At 63.1% G+C, this 13,126-nt stretch carries 13 protein-coding genes; 5 read left to right on the top strand and 8 right to left on the bottom strand.

Annotated elements, in window-relative coordinates; genetic code table 11:
• Positions 1–128: 128 nt before the first annotated feature.
• Positions 129–839 carry a Crp/Fnr family transcriptional regulator gene (locus MWN76_RS20045; RefSeq protein ID WP_250464817.1) on the bottom strand — a complete coding sequence of 237 codons (711 nt, stop codon included), beginning with the start codon at positions 837–839 and terminating at the stop codon, positions 129–131.
• Between the two features lie 349 nt (positions 840–1,188).
• Here MWN76_RS20045 and MWN76_RS20040 point away from each other — a divergent pair, with 349 nt between their 5' ends.
• Together MWN76_RS20040 and MWN76_RS20035 are read left to right on the top strand one after the other, a co-directional pair.
• Positions 1,189–2,373, top strand: coding sequence for a TonB family protein (locus tag MWN76_RS20040; protein ID WP_250464815.1), 1,185 nt, complete (start codon positions 1,189–1,191; stop codon positions 2,371–2,373).
• Between the two features lie 196 nt (positions 2,374–2,569).
• Positions 2,570–4,654, top strand: coding sequence for a M13 family metallopeptidase (locus MWN76_RS20035; RefSeq protein ID WP_250464813.1), 2,085 nt, complete (start codon positions 2,570–2,572; stop codon positions 4,652–4,654).
• A 127-nt stretch (positions 4,655–4,781) separates the two neighbouring features.
• Here MWN76_RS20035 and MWN76_RS20030 read toward each other — a convergent pair whose 3' ends face one another.
• Complete coding sequence (locus tag MWN76_RS20030) at positions 4,782–5,330, bottom strand: sugar O-acetyltransferase (RefSeq protein WP_250464811.1); 549 nt, start codon at positions 5,328–5,330, stop codon at positions 4,782–4,784.
• Between the two features lie 99 nt (positions 5,331–5,429).
• Here MWN76_RS20030 and MWN76_RS20025 point away from each other — a divergent pair, with 99 nt between their 5' ends.
• Positions 5,430–6,503 carry a zinc-binding metallopeptidase family protein gene (locus MWN76_RS20025; protein WP_250464809.1) on the top strand — a complete coding sequence of 358 codons (1,074 nt, stop codon included), beginning with the start codon at positions 5,430–5,432 and terminating at the stop codon, positions 6,501–6,503.
• Here MWN76_RS20025 and MWN76_RS20020 read toward each other — a convergent pair whose 3' ends face one another.
• On the bottom strand, positions 6,504–7,601 hold the full coding sequence (locus MWN76_RS20020; protein ID WP_250464808.1) for a transporter substrate-binding domain-containing protein: 1,098 nt from the start codon (positions 7,599–7,601) through the stop codon (positions 6,504–6,506).
• Positions 7,602–7,673: 72 nt separating this feature from the next.
• On the opposite strand from MWN76_RS20020, the gene MWN76_RS20015 reads away from it, so the two are divergent.
• Positions 7,674–9,557, top strand: coding sequence for an MFS transporter (locus MWN76_RS20015; protein ID WP_250464806.1), 1,884 nt, complete (start codon positions 7,674–7,676; stop codon positions 9,555–9,557).
• Between the two features lie 26 nt (positions 9,558–9,583).
• On the opposite strand, the gene MWN76_RS20010 is transcribed toward MWN76_RS20015, so the two are convergent.
• From MWN76_RS20010 to MWN76_RS19995, 4 genes are read right to left on the bottom strand one after another with little or no spacing between them, the layout of a single operon-like run.
• The gene (locus MWN76_RS20010; protein WP_250464804.1) at positions 9,584–10,024 is read right to left on the bottom strand and encodes a hypothetical protein; all 441 of its coding nucleotides are present in this window, start codon (positions 10,022–10,024) and stop codon (positions 9,584–9,586) included.
• Between the two features lie 11 nt (positions 10,025–10,035).
• Entirely contained in the window at positions 10,036–10,431 is a 396-nt protein-coding gene (locus MWN76_RS20005; protein WP_250464802.1) for a hypothetical protein, read from the bottom strand.
• Entirely contained in the window at positions 10,431–10,874 is a 444-nt protein-coding gene (locus MWN76_RS20000; protein WP_250464800.1) for a hypothetical protein, read from the bottom strand. Before MWN76_RS20000 ends, MWN76_RS20005 begins: the two co-directional genes overlap by 1 nt.
• A complete protein-coding gene (locus MWN76_RS19995) occupies positions 10,837–11,106 on the bottom strand; it encodes a hypothetical protein (RefSeq protein ID WP_250464798.1) in 270 nt (89 codons plus the stop codon). The genes MWN76_RS20000 and MWN76_RS19995 overlap by 38 nt, the downstream gene beginning before the upstream one ends.
• A 191-nt stretch (positions 11,107–11,297) precedes the next feature.
• Here MWN76_RS19995 and MWN76_RS19990 point away from each other — a divergent pair, with 191 nt between their 5' ends.
• On the top strand, positions 11,298–11,657 hold the full coding sequence (locus MWN76_RS19990) for a hypothetical protein (protein ID WP_250464796.1): 360 nt from the start codon (positions 11,298–11,300) through the stop codon (positions 11,655–11,657).
• 2 nt (positions 11,658–11,659) lie between these two features.
• On the opposite strand, the gene MWN76_RS19985 is transcribed toward MWN76_RS19990, so the two are convergent.
• Positions 11,660–13,120, bottom strand: a complete 1,461-nt coding sequence (locus MWN76_RS19985) for a PepSY-associated TM helix domain-containing protein (RefSeq protein WP_250464794.1) — start codon at positions 13,118–13,120, stop codon at positions 11,660–11,662.
• Positions 13,121–13,126 lie beyond the last annotated feature (6 nt).

Below are 13,126 nucleotides of genomic sequence, written 5' to 3'. Positions count from 1 at the left end.
GACGCTTTGGCGACGCGAACAGTTACACAACTTTCCGCATGGACCACTAGAGACGAACGACTTTCGACCTGGCGCCGGGAGGGATGGCGGCGTTCCGGCATTCCTGCCGGCCCGCCTGTTCAAAAAAATCAGGACAACATGGACTCGAGGAAATCCGACATATCCGATTCGTCGTCCATCAGTTCGCCGCTGCCGAACTCGGCATTCCAGCTCAGCAGGATGCGCGCCAGGTCCCGGGCCTGCTCCGACAGCGCCACCAGCTCACCGCGGCAGTTCTTGGGACCGGTGTAGAGTTTCAGTTTGCGGTGGCTGTCCGCCAGTTGGTGCTGCGGGTATTTGGAGCGGTAGACCTCCAGTTTCCAGCGCAGCGAGTGGACCATGTTGCGGTAGAACACCAGTTTTGTGGGCAGGTGCAGCAGGGAAAAGTCATCCAGGTCGCTGAACAGGGTGCAGTCCACGCCCAGTACCTGGGTATCGCGGCTGCCGGAGCTGGCCACAACGGTGGCACTGCGCGGCTCCGCCAACAGCATCGACAGGTCGCCGAACAGCTCTCCCGGGCGGATCACCGCCAGGGGCCGGTCGGCGATGGGGGCCGATGTACTCGCTTCGGCATCCATCTGCACATGCAGCTCGCCCCGCAGCAGGAAGTAGACCCACTGATCCACGTCCCCCGCGTTCAATAATTGCTCACCCGCTTGCAGGCTGACCAGCCGCGAGCGCTTCAACAACACGTCGTACTGCCATTCACTGGTTGCGCGAATATCACGAAATAGATGAATGACATTTAAGAGGCGATCCACGGCGTCCCGCGGATAATCGCTGAGAGGTTTGATATCCATCCGATACTTAACAGTTATGAGAATTTGACCTGCCCCGGGGGTGGCACCACTGGCGAGGCAGAGCAGAGATGATAATGGAAACAGCCCAGGCAGTACCAAACCAGTGCATTTTATCGACAGGGTGATCCCTGTCTTCCCCATCGGGATTCATATTCGATAAAACGAGACATTCTACCTGTTTCAGGGTTGAACTCCATTCCAGTTACAGTAGAGTTAGGCAGAGTCCAGATTAATTTGGCCCATAGTGCCAAAAGCAAAATTAATCTGGCCGGCGCACCTCGGGGGAGGGGGGCGCCAAAGTCTTATCCGCCGGATCCACCCCATCCGGAAACAAAGATACCGCAGAACAATGAAACCGATAAAACTCGTCACCGCTCTCTTGGCGTTTGCGACGGCGTTGTCCGTTCAGGCTGCGCCGTTGTTGAACGGACTCGCCGTCGAACAACAATTCAACAAGGACCGTTACATCGCTGCGGTCTATTCCGAAAACCTCACAGACAATTCCAACGCCCTGCTCGACAACAATACACCGCGCCGCCTCGAAGTGCGCATCCTTGCCGACAGCCTTTCCGCACGCCGCTTCCGCAACCAGTGGATGGAAGGCATCGCCATCAACAACTCCGGCGACCTGCTCACCCGGCAGGCCGACAACATGGTGACCTTCGCCAACCTGTTCGGTGGCCGCTTTTACCGCGGCGATCACCTGAGCGTCGCCTTCGCCGCGGACACCGGCACCACCAGCGTCGCCCTGAACGGTATTCCGCTGGGCCAGGTAGAGGACCGCGAATTCTTCAATACCCTGTTGCGCGCCTGGATCGGCCCGGTACCGCCGTCGTCAGATTACCGCGACGGCCTGCTGGCCAACGGCGATGTCAGTTCCTCCATGCTGGGCCGCTACGAAACCCTGGAGCCGAGCGCCGAGCGCATCGCCCAGGTGAGCGACCAGATCGAGGCCCGCTCCGACGAGGCCGACGAAGAACCGGCGAAGGAAGAGACCGCCGCCGCCAAGCCCGATGTGGACAAGCCGGAGGTCGAGAAGCCGGAACTGGCCGGCGCCGCGGTGCCACCGCCGACCCTGGCCTCGCTGGACAAGCCGGCTGCCGCGGCGAAGAAGGTCGCGCCCAAACCGAGCAAGCCCAAGCCCGAGCCGGCCAAAACCGTCGCCAAGCGCACCCCGCCACCGCAGGAGGTAGAAGAGGAGGAGGAAGAGGAGGAAGCCCCCCTGACCGCCGACCTGATCCTGGCGCGCCAGCTCTACCACTCGCAGCTGCTGCGCCACACCTACGGCTACATCCGCTATCCGCAGCGCGCCCAGGAGCGCGGCCAGGAGGGCAGCGTGCGCCTGAACGTGACCATCGACCGGCAGGGCAAGGTGCGGGACATCCAGACGGTACAGGATTCCCGCTACGCCACCCTGAACCGCGCGGCCCGCGAAGCCGTGGAGGACGCCAGCCCCTTCCCGTCGGCGCCGCGGCAGCTGATCAAGGAAGACTTCCAGTTCACGGTACCCATCACTTTCCGCCTGTCGGACTGACCCGGCGCATACTGACTGAGAGCCCCGCCCCGCGCGGGGCTTTTCACCTGCCCCCCGACCCGCAGCATTCATCTGCATTTCCCCACTGACCGACCATCGCCGGCCCCCCACCGCAGGCCAGGTTGCCCGCCCGCACTCCCGCGACGTAATATCCGACGGGAATATTCCGCCTAAAACTTCGAGATAAAGGCCCGAAATGAACAAATTACTGCTTTCTGTCGCCATCGCCGGCCTGGTGGCCGGCTGCTCCAAATCGGAGGCGCCCGCCGATCAGGCCAGCGCGCAGGCCGCCGATTCCGCCCAGGCCGCCGCGGTGCAGCCCGCCGCGCAGTCGGAGCTCGGCTCCGGGATCGACCTCAGCGCCATGAACACCGAGGTCCGCCCGCAGGACGACTTCTTCGGCTACGTCAACGGCACCTGGATGGCGGAGACCGAAATCCCGTCCGACAAGTCCCGCTGGGGCGCCTTCGACCTGCTGCGCGACCGCAGCACCGAGCAGGTCAAGGCCCTGATCATGGAAGCCGGCAAGCACGCCGACAGCGCCGATGCCGAGAAGATCGGCGCCCTGTACAACAGCTTCATGGACGAGAAGCAGATCGAGAAACGCGGCCTGGCCGCCCTGGACGGCGAACTGGCGAAGATCGACGCGATCGAGAACCGCGACGACCTGTCCCGCTACTTCGCCTACGCCGACGCCATCGGCTACGACGCGCCCTTCGGCATCTTCATCAACCAGGACGCCAAGGATGTGGAGTCCTATATCGCCTACTTCTGGCAATCCGGCCTGGGCCTGCCGGACCGCGACTACTACTCCGACGACAGCGACAAGGGCAAGAAACTGCAGCAGGCCTACCGCAACTACCTGGTCAGAATCCAGCAACTGGCGGGCCTGGACGGCGCCGAAGCCATGGCCGACACCGTCTACAAGCTGGAGGAGAGCCTCGCCGAACCCCAGTGGTCCCGCGTCGACAACCGCGACCCGGACAAGACCTACAACAAGAAATCCCTGGCGGAGCTGGAAGCCATGCTGCCGGCCATCAACTGGGATGAGTACCTGCCGGCGGCAAAAATGGAGGGCGTCGAAGAGGTGATCGCCGGCCAGCCGGATTATCTCGCCGCTGCCAACCAGATCATCGCCGATACCGACCTGTCCACCTGGAAGCGCTACCTGAAGGTCAAGCTGCTGACCTCGATGGCGCCCTACATGCACGGCGAGCTGGCGCAGGCACAGTTCGACTTCTACGGCACACAGATCCAGGGCGTCGAGGAAATGGAACCGCGCTGGAAGCGCGCGGTGAAATTCGTCAATGGCTCCGCCGGCGAGCTGGTGGGCAAACGCTATGTGGCCAAGCACTTCCCGCCGGAAGCCAAGGCGCGCATGGTGGAACTGGTGGACAACCTGAAAGCCGCCTACAAAGACTCCATCCAGTCGCTCACCTGGATGAGCGAGGACACCAAGAAGGAGGCCCTGACCAAGCTGGCCAACTTCACCACCAAGATCGGCTACCCCGACGAGTGGCGCGACTACAGCGCCCTGGAAGTCAGTGGCGACGACCTGGTGGGCAATGTGCTGGCATCGCACCGGTTTGAAACCGACTACGAGCGCGGCAAGCTGGGCCAGCCGCTCAACCGCAACGAATGGCACATGAACCCGCAGACGGTGAACGCCTACTACAACCCGCCGATGAACGAGATCGTGTTCCCGGCCGCGATCCTGCAACCGCCGTTCTTCAATATGGAGGCGGACGATGCGGTCAACTACGGCGGTATCGGCGGCGTGATCGGCCATGAGATCGGCCACGGTTTCGACGACAAGGGCAGCAAGTACGACGGCAAGGGCTACCTGAACAACTGGTGGACCGACTCCGACCGGGAGAACTTCGAGCAGCTCACCGGCAGGCTGGTGGCGCAGTACAACGCCTTCGAACCGCTGCCGGACGAACACATCAACGGCGAGCTGACCCTGGGCGAAAACATCGGCGACCTGTCCGGCCTGGGCATCGCCTACAAGGCCTACCAGATGTCCCTGGACGGTGAGGAGTCGCCGGTGATCGACGGCTTTACCGGCAACCAGCGCCTGTTCATGGGCTGGGCCCAGGTGTGGCGCGGCAAGATCCGCGACGAGGCCCTGAGCACCAAGATGAAGACCGATCCCCACTCTCCGGCCAGGTACCGGGTACTGGGCGTACTGCCGAATGTCGACGCTTTCTACAAAGCGTTTGACGTGAAGGAAGGCGACGACATGTACCTGCCGGAAGACGAGCGCGTCGTTATCTGGTAACCGTTGCGGGCCCGCTGCCCGCGCCGGGAAAGCCCTGCTCCGCAGGGCATTTCTGTAACTGGTCAGCGGTGGCTCCCCCGGTGCGCACAGCGCACCCTACCCGCTCAAAACTTTCTGAAGCCCCAACTCAGACTCCCCGCACCACCCGACACGGATTCCCCACCGCCAGCGAATTCGCCGGGATATCCCGGTTCACCACACTGCCGGCGCCGATCACGCAGTTGTCGCCGATGGTCACACCGGGCAGCACCGCCACATTGCCACCCAGCCACACGCTGTCGCCGATCCGTATCGGCGCACCGGACTCGGTTGTCAACCGCTCCACCGGATCCAGCGGATGCGTGGCCGCGGACAGCATCACGCCGGGGCCAAACAGCACGTTTGCGCCTATCTCCACGAGACAGACATCCAGTATCGTCAGGTTGTGGTTGGAATAGAAATTTTCCCCGATACGGATATTGAAACCGTAATCGCAGAAAAAATTGGGCTCGATATGCGCGTCGCCGGCCAGCTCCAGCAAGTCCTGCAGCAGCGCCATGCGCGCCGGCAGGTCGGTGGGGTCGGCCAGGTTGAAACGGTGGCACAGTGACTTGGCGCGCATGCGCGCCGCCACCAGCTCCGGATCCGTCGCCACATAGGGCTGGCCGGCCAGCATCTTGTCCTTTTCCGATTGCATTGGGTTCAACTCCCCTGAAAACCGTTCCCCGCCAAGCTATTCGCTATCGCAACCGGCGCCATCCTCCCCTCAGCCGGCGTAGCGGCTAACCTTACCAGCATGAGAACCTTCAGTTGTATCTGCGGCAACACCCTGTTCTTCGACAGCGTGACCTGCCTCGCCTGCGGCACGCCGGTGGGCTGGTGTCCGCAGTGTCGCGCCATCACGGCCTGGATCGCCGAGTCGCCGCAACAGTACCGCTGCGGTAACGGCGATTGCGGTGCGCTACTGCAGAAATGCGACAACTACGCCCTGGAGAATGTCTGCAACCGCGGCCTGCTCGCCGGGACCGCCAACAACGGCGCGCAGCTCTGCGACAGCTGCGAGTACAACGACACCATCCCGGACCTGTCGATGCCCGGCAACTGGCAGAAATGGGCGCGGCTGGAGGCCGCCAAGCGGCGCCTGGTCTTTTCCCTCGACCTGCTGGCCCTGCCGCGCCCCAGCCGCGCGCACCCGCTCGAGGGCAAGGAGCCCATCTCCTTCGATTTCAAGGCGGACGTATTGCCGGACGAGGGCCTGTGGCGCACCACCACCGGCGAGGGCGAGCGGGTCTACACCGGCCACGCCAACGGCAAGATCACCATCAATATCCGCGAGGCGGACCAGCTGGAACGCGAAAAGATGCGCCTGGAACTGGACGAGACCCACCGCACCCTGATCGGCCACTTCCGCCACGAGATCGGGCACTACTACTGGGACCTGCTGGTGAAGGACCAATGCGAGGACAGCTGCATCACAATCTTCGGCAATCACGACAACCCGACCTACCAGCAGGCGCTGGAGCGGCACTACCGCGAGGGCCCGCCCGGGGACTGGCGCAACCATTTCGTCAGCGCCTACGCCAGCATGCACCCCTGGGAGGATTTTGCCGAGACCTTCGCCACCTACCTGGACATGATCAGCGCGCTGGATACCGCCAGCCACATGCAACTGATACCGCCGGTGGATATCCGCAGCGCCTCGCTGACGGCGATGATGGACAGCTACCGCCGCCTCGGCATCGCCATGAACGAGATGAACCGCGCCATGGGCCTGATCGACTATGTGCCGGAGTTGTTTATCCCACCGGTGGTGGGCAAGATCAGCTTTGTCCACGACCTGCTGCGCGACAACGCCGTCGACGACCGTTGATCAGCGCCGCGAACCGAAATACTTCTCGCGCAGTTCCTTGACCCGGCCGCTCTCGTAGGCGCCGATAATATCCACGCTGATCGGCCGCGCCAGGTCGCTCCGCAGCGGCAGCCCGAAGCCGTACTTGTCCGGTTCGAAGATTCTGCCCACCAGCAGCAGCGGCAACTCCGGATGGCTATGGGCGAAGTAGGCCAGCACCGGGGCGTCGCCGACAATCGCCTCTATGCGCCCCTCGGACAGCGCCTGCACCGCGTCGTCGATATCCTTGAAATCCCGCGAGGCGATGCCCTCCCGCCGCACGAATTCCTCGGCCACGCTGCCGCTGAACACACCCACCGTCTTGCCCGGCAGGTCCCGCACGCCGTTGATCTGGCTGGTCAGCGTCAGCGACGTCATGACGCTGGTCACGGATGCGGTGATATAGGACACCACCGCCACGCCGCACACCAGCCACAGCCCGCCCCAGATGCGCCCGATCCAGCCGAACAGGTTCTTGCGTTCCACCCGCCCGGACGTGGCGATCGACATCACGGTGTAGAAGCTCTCCGCCAGGCCGTCGCGCCAGCGGCGCGGGAAGTCGCTGTCGAAACGGCGGTCGAACAGCGTGAACAGCACCGTGACCAGCAGGATGATCGAGATCAGCCACAGGTAACCGGTCAGGTGCCCGGAATCCCTGAGGCCGCGAAACAGCGCCCAGAAGCCACCCCCCTGGCTCTTGTCCACCATGATGCGCAGGCCGCCATCGAACCAGGGTTGGGTGAAATCGATACGCTCGGCGCGCCCCTCGGTGATCGTCAGGTTGGTCACGGCCACATCGACATCGCCGGCGGCGGTGGCTTCCACCAGCTCGCGCAGGCTGTCGAAGACGCGGTAGCGGGACTGCAGCTTCTGCATCGCGGCCACCTCCCGCCACAGCTCGACGGCCATGCCGGTATACCCGCCCTGCTCCTCCATCACGAACGGCGGACTGATATAGAGCCCGACCTCCACCTGCCGCGGTTCCGGCTCCACCGCCGGTTGCGCCTGAATCAATGCAAATGGCGCCAATGCCAGCAGCAGGGCCAGCGGCAACCGCCCTCGTTGTATTCCGTGTGGCACTCGACCTCCAGAGCTGTGCTACAGGGAAAAGCTTAGTACCATAGGCACGTCGATCCAGAAGGAGCCCCATCCATGGCCGCAAAGAATCAGTTCCAGCTGCTGGCCAGCCGCCGTTTCCTGCCGTTTTTCCTGACCCAGCTGCTCGGCGCCTTTAACGACAATGTGTTCAAGAGCGCGCTGATGGTGATGATCGCCTTCCGCCTGGCCGCGGACCAGGCGAACGCGCTCAACAACCTGGCCGCGGGGCTGTTTATCCTGCCCTTCTTCCTGTTCTCCGCCACCGCCGGCCAGCTGGCGGACAAATACGACAAGAGCCTGCTGATCCGCCGTATCAAGCTGGCTGAAATCGGTATCAGTATCGTCGGCGTGTTTGCGCTGGTCAGCGGCAGCAACGCGCTGTGCCTGGTGGTGCTGTTCATGCTCGGCGTGCAGTCAGCCTTTTTCGGCCCCATCAAGTACGCGATCCTGCCGCAGCACCTGCGCAAGACGGAGCTGGTGGGCGGCAATGCGCTGGTGGAGATGGCCACTTTCGTCGCGATTCTCGGCGGCACCATTGTCGGCACCATCCTGTCCGGCGCCAGCGATGCCGACAGCAACAGTTCCTGGATCGGCGGCATGATCATCGGCGTGGCGCTGGCCGGCTACCTGGTGTGCCGCGCCATTCCCGGGGCGCCGGCGCCGGCACCGGAATTGAAAGTCGACCTGAATCCGTTTCGCCAGACGGTGCGCATGCTGCGCGAGGTGGCCAAGACGCCGGCGATCTTCTACGCCATCGTCGGCATCTCCTGGTTCTGGCTGCTGGGCGCCGCCTACCTGACGCAGATACCGAGCTTCGGCAAGAATGTACTGGGCGGCGACGAACCGCTGGTGGCACTGCTGCTGTGCAGCTTTACCGTCGGTGTGGCCATCGGCTCGCTCGCCTGCGAGCGCCTGTCCGGCGGCCGCATCGAGCTGGGGCTGGTGCCGCTGGGCGCCGCCGGCCTGACCTATGCCGGTATCGCCCTGTCGCTGATCGGCGGCGAACTGCAGCCGCTGCAGGAATTGAGCCTGTCCGCCTTCTGGAACAGCCCCGGCGCCAAGGCGTTCCTGTTTCACCTGGCGCTGATTGGCGTCTTCGGTGGCCTGTATATCGTGCCGCTGTACGCGATGATCCAGGAGCGCACCGCCAAAGCCCTGCGCGCGCGGGTGATCGCCGTGACCAATATCATGAACTCGCTGTTTATGGTGATCTCGGCGGTGCTGGGCATCGTGTTCCTCAGCGTGCTGGATTTCAGCATCCCGCAGTTCTTCATGGTGATCGCGCTGATGAACGCGGCGGTGGCGGTATTCGTTTTCAACCGCGTGCCGGAGTTCGCCATGCGTTTGCTGGTGTGGTTGCTGTCCCACACCATGTACCGGGTCAGGCACGAAGGGCTGGAACAGATTCCGGCCGAGGGCCCGGCGATCATCGCCTGCAACCACGTCAGCTACGTGGATGCACTGTTGCTGGCCGGCGCCGTGCGCCGCCCGATCCGCTTTATCATGTACAAGCCGATCTACGAGATTCCGGTGCTGCACTTTATCTTCAAGACCGGTCGCGCCATCCCCATCTGTTCGAAGCAGAAGGATCCCGAGGGTTACGAAAAGGCGTTCGAGGAAATCGAACAGGGACTCAGGGACGGCGACCTGCTGTGTATTTTCCCCGAGGGGCAACTGACAAAGGACGGAGAGCTACAGCCATTCAAGGCCGGTATCGAGAAGATTCTCGGCCGCACCCCGGTGCCGGTGATCCCCATGGCCCTGCGCGGCCTCTGGGGCAGCTTCTTCAGTCACAAGGGCGGCAATGCGTTCACCACCTGGCCGCGGCGTTTCTGGTCGAGAGTCGGGGTGGTGGCCGGCAAACCGCTGGATGCGGCCGCGGCGCGGGCGGAGACGCTGCAGGAACAGGTGCTGGGGCTGCGCGGCGAACAGCGCTGAAACCGGCAGTGGGGGAGAGGCGGCGGCTACCTTTCCTTCGGCAGGTCCACCCCCATCAACTTTTCAAAGAGCGTGTCGGGCTTGCAGTTGATGGTGGCCAGCTCCACACCGCCGGCGCGCACCAGAATACCGGATTCCATCTCGCCGCCGGGCCTGCGCTCGCGGGAGGTGTAAACGATATAGACGATTTTCCCGTTGGGGATAAAAACAGAGTAGGATTCGGTGGGGCCGGCCCCCGGCCACTGATAGGTCGTCGCCCGCTCGCGCGGCAGCGTCAGCTCCATCTCGGGATCGTACAGTTTTTTGCCGAACCGGTAGTTGATCAGGCTGCCGAGGTCCTGCACCTCCACCTTCTTGCCGCCCTCGGTTTCACAGTAGAAGAGGGTTTCCGCCAGCGCGCCCGGCGCCACCGACAGGGTCCAGGCAATAAAAAGCCGGAACGCCCAGAGGGCAATATATCCTTTCATCAGGGTCTCCGTTAACGGCAGAGCCGCTTGTCCAATGCCTCGAATACGCCCTCCGGTATCTCCGCCAGCGCCTCGTCCGGTGACAGGCGGTGGCCGGTGTTCCCGGTAATATCCTCGACAGCGTACCCGCTTCCATCGCAGGCCACCTGTGTATTGAGTTTCAATGAACCCGACTTGCCGATCCGGAAAAGTACCAGGGCGCCGCCATCACCGGTTTTGCCGGCGGCGCGCAGGGATTCCCGGGACACGCACCAGTCGTCGAAATAGGGCCCGCCGACGAGCTCCCGATGCAACCACTGCTGTTGCGCGCTGCAGAAATTGTTCGCGTCCTCCGCGAGCGCCGGCGGGCAACAGAATAGCGCTACCAGCCCCACACAGCGGATTCCCGGAGTTCGTATAGCAAACATTATTCTCTACTCCATTTACGCAGGATTTCATCCAGGGCTTTCAACACCCTCTTCCGTTTGCGCAACGATTTTATACCGGCGGGCAGCCGGCAATACCAGTGATGCCAGCAGTGTTCGACCGGCGCCGCCCGATAGCGGGTCGAGGGGTGGGTTTTACGCTCGAAATAGGCCCGGCATTCCCTGACCTGGTCGAGACCGGAAAACTGCAGCAGGGTCCCGTCGATTTCCGCCAGGTATACCCATTGCACGACGAGATTATCGCGACGCTTCGCAACGGGGACACCGCCGGGATTCGACACGGACATGAAGTCCCGGTGCTTGCGGGGATCCGCAATCTCCCGCCAGACCCTGGCCACAATCAGCGATTCAGCACAACAATGAACGGAGGGAAAAACGGCCGGGCTGTCAGCCGGCCTGCCGGGGCGCCTCTTCTTCGGCGCCATCTGCGGGAGCCTGGTTCTTCTTCCTCCAGAACAACAGGCATACCAGCCCCCAGGCAACGGCTACCGCGAGTACACCCCCGATAAGGATATTCCGCGTCGAGTCTTCGTCCATCGAATAGCCGGCAATACCGAACAGGTAGTAGATAAAGATGGCATCGAGAACAAGCTGACCGGCCCAGTAGAGTTTGATCCCTGTTTTGCTCAGGTATTTCATGAAAAGACGGTCCAGCATCGGTTACTCCCTGTACATAAAAAACGCGGCGCGGATGGTAACACAGCGATATTGGCACTCACACCGCTTACCCCGGGGCCAAGCGACTTTTCGCGATACAGTTCAAATGCCAGCACCAATTGGCCAATTGCCACCGGGACTCTAGAATCTACCGATCACCCCCAAGCTGCCAATGATATCCAGGAGGCTTCATGCCCGGTTCCAGAATCCTCGCCATCACCACCACTTTCCTGCTGGCCATCCCCGTATTTGCCGATACGCTGGTCACGGAAAACTATACGATCGAGATCCAGCAGAACTGCGGTGAGGGCAACGTGACCTGCGATGACGTCAGCTATCATTCCAAGTCCCATAAATCCGGCAATCAACTGCGCCTGAAGGGCAAAACCCTCTCCCGGATGTGTGCCGACGGCGTCACGCCCTGCCAGTTTCTCGGCTACGAATTCAAAAACGGCAACACCACCTACACGGTGCTCGATTCCGGTCGCCTGCTGGTGGAGCAGAACGGCAAGACGCTGGTGGACGAGAGTGGGGAGTGGCGTTACGAATAACTCTATCGGTGCAGAGCCAGGCCGGCTCGGCAATCGCGACTCTGCCTTGAACCGCTGCGCCTGGCCAGCCACAGGAACAGAACCGCCGACAGCAGTGCGACAGTATTCACGGCCAGCGGTACACCGGCGAAGGCGGCGGTTTTGTGCACCGCCATATGCGCCAGCGCCAACGCCGCCAGCGCGACTGCGGTGAGGCCCTGCAGCCAGGCTTTGCTGCGCTCCTCGTCGCCCAGCCAGCGGGCCAGGCCGGCGGCGCACAGCAGCGGCATCCAGAAGCCCGATACCGCGGCAGTGCCGGTCAACACGGTGGTCGCGGCCGACACGGCCACGGCCAGCGGTGTACCCCAGACCAGGCCGCTCCAGAGAAGGTTGATGGCGTCGCGCTTGCGCCGCCGCGCCAGCCAGATATTGATGCCGCTGACAGATACCACCGCCAGTGCCAGGCCGAAAATCCCGTAGAGCACCATCACCGGCAGGCCGCCGAAGTGGCCGAAATGCAGGCGGTAGGTGGAGAAGATGGCGCGCTGGCCGGGCTCGCCGTCGGTGTAACCCACATTGCCCAGGTAGTTGCCCTGCTGGTCGAAGCGGTACTGCTCGACGTAGATCAGCCGGTCGTCGTGCTGCGCGCCGAGAAGCAGGTACTGCCGCGGCGAGTTGGCGCCCTCGATATTGAAGTAGATCGGGCGCGCGTCCGGGGCGATGGTCCGCATCTGCTCCAGTGCCCGCTTCACGTCCACCGGTGCCACCTGCTGTTCCAGTTCCGGCGCCCGGCCGTGAATCGCCTGGATGGCCACTTCGCGGTCGCCATCGAAAAAACTGTTGCCGAACAGCGTGTACATCAGTGTCGCCATGCCGAACCAGGCACCGGTCACGGCGATCACCAGGTGAAAAGGCGCTCCCCAGACACTGAGGCGGTTGTGGATATCCGCCTGCTCCAGGTGCCGCGAACCGCCCAGGCGGAAATTGAATGCATCGCGGAAAATCCGCGGGTGGGCGAGAAAACCGGACACGATCAGGCCGCACAGCAGCGCGCCGACGGCGCTGACCACCACCAGGCCGATATTGGATGGCAGGTGCAGCGCGTCGTGCAGGCCGACCATCAGGTTGGTCCAGGGCGAGGCGACGGCACCGCCGCGGCTGCCATCCTCGTTCAGTGCCCAGACACCCGCCCGCGACACCAGCGACGCGCGCGGCAACTGCTCGCGCGGCAGCATCATCAGGATATCGCCGGACACGTCCGGAGAGTTTTCCAGCAGCTCCCGGTAGGCGCGCTCCGCCGCGGCCGGGGACAGCGACTCGAACTCGGTGGCGGCCGGCTGCTCCCAGCGTTTCAGTTGCGGTGCAAACACCACCAGGCTGCCGGACACGCAGATCAGGTACATCAGGAAGCCGGTCAGCAGACCGAGCCAGGCGTGGCCGGACAGGGAGTTCCTGACCAGCGATGGGGAGAGGCCGATTTTCATAGCGGG

Source organism: Microbulbifer litoralis, assembly GCF_023634065.1.
Classification (GTDB): domain Bacteria; phylum Pseudomonadota; class Gammaproteobacteria; order Pseudomonadales; family Cellvibrionaceae; genus Microbulbifer; species Microbulbifer litoralis.
This window is presented reverse-complemented; position numbering and strand designations above follow the sequence as displayed.